The organism is Coleofasciculus sp. FACHB-712, assembly GCF_014695635.1.
Classification (GTDB): domain Bacteria; phylum Cyanobacteriota; class Cyanobacteriia; order Cyanobacteriales; family FACHB-T130; genus FACHB-T130.
In genome coordinates this window covers 1-3,328 of the sequence record NZ_JACJOQ010000688.1, presented here as the reverse complement: position 1 = coordinate 3,328, position 3,328 = coordinate 1, and the positions used below count along the sequence as shown (strand labels likewise).

The following is a 3,328-nucleotide window of genomic DNA, read 5'->3' as shown; positions in this document are numbered from 1 at the left end:
ATTCTAGCTAGGAAAGCGCGAACCAACTGAAAATAAAGGGTTTTGTAACCTGCTCCCAGCAGGTTTTGTTTGTGTAACTGTGTTTCAACAGCCTAGAGCAAGATGTAACTTTACGGCGAAAAGTTCAATATCCCTTAGAAAACCCAGAAATAGAGATAACTGAGCCAATAAATCAAGTTCACTGCAATGAGTAGTCCTTTGCCGATGTAGGAGTGAACCATCCCGAAGACGTAAACGGTCGCTACCAGCACCAGCAACCGCTCAACAAAAGAAACAATCGTGCCGTATTTGTTAGTATCCCAATAAGAGATAGGACTGATAAAACGATAGTCGCTGAAGGGCAAAAAATGCCTGTGCGCGTCGTCGCTGTGGACGGGTAAATCTCCGAGGGAATGTAGCACCATGCTCAAAAAGATAATTTCAATAGGTTTCCACCCGTAGTAGCGAGCGATCGCTACCCCAATTAAAGCCAATGGAATTGAATGAAACAGGTGGATAATATTTTGCCAAAAGGGTTGGTAATAAGCGGTTGACCAGATTTGGCGTTCTGGTAGGCGTTGAATATATCTCGCCACAAGGTAGAAAACAAAAATTGGAATATCGGGTAATATAGCGCCGAACACGATTAGGAGATTGAAGTGCGATTGTTGCGGTTTAGCGAGAATGCCGAGATTGAGAATGGCATGGCTGGGCGTATTCACGATTATTGTTGGAATTGGTTTGATTGGTTTTGTCTTTGGTATCCTCCAGGCTGGCTGATTTTATTCAACCGCCACTGGCAACACTATCACGCCGATCCCGATGGTTGGAATTGGCTGGAGTATGGATTGTTTCTCATTCCTGGGGGATTTTATTTGGCGTTGCTGATTCGTTGGATACGTCTCGGCTTTCGTTCACCCCGCCGGGGAGAAGGGGAGTTCGACCCAAATTATCAGCAGGCTTTCCGAGATGAAGTGCTGGCTCCGATTGTGAAATATTATTTCCAAGGAGAGCTACAACAACTCGAAAATTTGCCTCAAACTGGGCCATTGATTGTATCAATGAACCATGCGGGAATGTGTTTTCCTTGGGATATTTTGGGATTAGCAACGCTCTTAAGCCAGACACGGGAATGGGTTGTGCAACCGCTGGCGGGTGTTTCGTTGTTTGAACATCCCTGGGTGATTTGGTGGCTACCTCCAGGATGGTCGCAAGTTCTAGGTGGCGTTAGGGCAGAAGCTGATGAATTTGAAGCAGCGGTGGCTCAAAAAACCATCTTACTATACGCTCCGGAGGGCATACGCGGGCCGGGAAAAGGGTGGAAAAGGCGTTATCAGTTAGACACTTTTCATCCAAGTTTTATCCAGCTAAGCGATCGCTATCGCATTCCGATTCTGCCCGTTGCTTGCATTGGCAGTGAATCTTTGCATCCTTGGGCAATCAATCTCAAAAAATTTGCAAGAGCCATCTACTTGCCTTTCTTGCCTGTCTCTTTTTTGATGTTCGCCTTTATTCTCTTCCCATCAATGGGTGTTTGGGCGATGCGAAGTCGGCTGCGTTATTTTATTGAGCCTCTCTATCAAACTTGGTCAACAGAAGTTGTTGAAGACGAGCAACTTCCAGAACCCAAAACTTCTACGCGGCAAGAGCGAAACGCTGCTTATCGACACGCCCAACTATTACAAGAAAAGCTGCAAAGTCAAATTAACCAACTTCTGAGGAAAAAGTAATCTAGGTTTGATTTGCATTCAATGAGTTTTTATAAGAAGTTAGTTAGAATTCAACTTCTTAGCTTGTAAAATAATCGGAGATAAGACCGCTTTATCTTGTTCCGCAGGCACGGCTTTTCGCCATGCAGTGATTCCACCTGATAAGACTGCCATCTTCAACCCCGTTCCCTCTAACATCCAGTAGGCTTTAGTTGAACGGGTTCCTTTGGTGCAATATAGCACTACCGTTGGTTCGGGTTGATTGGGTTGAACGCTCTTTTTCACCAATGCCTTAACGCGCTCAACTCCTATCCCCGTTTCAATCTGAGTCAGAGGTACTAGTGGAGTTTGAGCAATATGATCTTCAGCGTACTCCTCTGGCGATCGCACATCAATAAGGAACACTGGCTTTAGTTTTCCCTGCTGCAACTGCGCTACCGTCACTTTGTTTGCATATTTGCCAGTTGCGATCGCTTGGATGTCGATGTCTGCGATCGCGATCGCCGCACCTATTGCACCAACACTAACAGCGACAACCGCTAAAATTACAGGTAAAGGACGTAAACGACTGGTTATTTTAGTCATTATTTGCATAAAACTTTCCGATGAGTGACACCTCAACCTCATTACCATAGCAACCGTAATACCGAGATGTCATTAGTCACAACTAGAAATAAAAATTATGAACCATAAAAACTTTTTTATATATTCGCTATTCTTTTAACTTGATTCATAAACTTTTTTCGTTTAGAAAACGGGTAGAGTATTTGTCCAAGATACCCAGAAGGCACAGGTTCGGATATCCCATACTTGTTCGGCATTTTACCCACAGGCATATAGAGAGTGCCGAAGATTAAATCTAAAATTGGAAGCTGAGCTGCAAAGTTTTTGTCATAGAACTTTCGCTCGGCGGTGTGATGCCAGTGATGAAATTCTGGGGTGGCAATTATCCACCGAAGCCAGCCAAACCTAATTTTTATATTGGCATGAATAAAGAAAGCTTCAAAAGCACCAAAAATAAAAAATATAGCGAACGTTTCTTTAGTAAAGCCTAATATGTATAGCGGGACTATCTGAAAAGTTTTCGTAAATATTTGGTCAATGGGATGCAGACGCACCGTTGCCAACCAGTCCATTTCTTCTACGCTATGGTGAATCGCATGGAATTTCCACAGCCAAGGAATCTTATGAGTGAGTTTATGAGCAATGTAATATCCAACATCAGCGATAAAAATTGCTTCCACAAACTGGAACGCTACAGGTTGAGAAGCAACGTTCATCTGTATTTCTGAATTGATTAAGCTTTTGAGAAACTGTCCAATTAATATTCCACTAATGGCTAATACTGCCGTTCTGCCAACAAAGTAACCAATAAAATAATGGATGGCATCTGTTTCCCATCCTTTACGAAATATCTTCTGTTTGTGTAAAAAAAATATTTTTTCTATGGGGACTAATATAAACAGCAGCAAAAAAAAGCCTTTAACAACATCAGGAAGCATAACTTTTAGGCATTTATTGATTAATTACAGCAGATTGCAAGTTCATGAAGTACAGTAGCAGCAGTTTGTGAACCAGTTGCGTAGGTGTTTTGGATTGACTAAATCAAGTGCAGTAGCAAGCAAAGTATCAACCATTTT

At 42.7% G+C, this 3,328-nt stretch carries 4 protein-coding genes; 1 reads left to right on the top strand and 3 read right to left on the bottom strand.

The genetic code is table 11. The annotated features are described in order from the left end of the window. Nucleotides 1–134: 134 nt before the first annotated feature. A complete protein-coding gene (locus tag H6F50_RS25720; protein ID WP_190430894.1) occupies nt 135–701 on the bottom strand; it encodes a hypothetical protein in 567 nt (188 codons plus the stop codon). Here H6F50_RS25720 and H6F50_RS25715 point away from each other — a divergent pair. Continuing rightward, on the top strand, nt 684–1,709 hold the full coding sequence (locus H6F50_RS25715) for a 1-acyl-sn-glycerol-3-phosphate acyltransferase (RefSeq protein WP_190430893.1): 1,026 nt from the start codon (nt 684–686) through the stop codon (nt 1,707–1,709). The two genes, H6F50_RS25720 and H6F50_RS25715, sit on opposite strands and share 18 nt — an antisense overlap. Nucleotides 1,710–1,748: 39 nt before the next feature. On the opposite strand, the gene H6F50_RS25710 is transcribed toward H6F50_RS25715, so the two are convergent. Both H6F50_RS25710 and H6F50_RS25705 read right to left on the bottom strand, forming a co-directional pair. Beyond that, nucleotides 1,749–2,273 carry a rhodanese-like domain-containing protein gene (locus H6F50_RS25710; RefSeq protein WP_190430892.1) on the bottom strand — a complete coding sequence of 175 codons (525 nt, stop codon included), beginning with the start codon at nt 2,271–2,273 and terminating at the stop codon, nt 1,749–1,751. A 116-nt stretch (nt 2,274–2,389) separates the two neighbouring features. Further along, the gene (locus H6F50_RS25705; protein ID WP_190430891.1) at nt 2,390–3,190 is read right to left on the bottom strand and encodes a sterol desaturase family protein; all 801 of its coding nucleotides are present in this window, start codon (nt 3,188–3,190) and stop codon (nt 2,390–2,392) included. Nucleotides 3,191–3,328 lie beyond the last annotated feature (138 nt).

Coding starts and splice junctions, on each gene's coding strand:
- H6F50_RS25715 (WP_190430893.1), top strand. CDS start 684: ATGGCTGGGCGTATTCACGATTATTGTTGGAATTGGTTTGATTGGTTT.
- H6F50_RS25710 (WP_190430892.1), bottom strand. CDS start 2,273: ATGACTAAAATAACCAGTCGTTTACGTCCTTTACCTGTAATTTTAGCG.
- H6F50_RS25705 (WP_190430891.1), bottom strand. CDS start 3,190: ATGCTTCCTGATGTTGTTAAAGGCTTTTTTTTGCTGCTGTTTATATTA.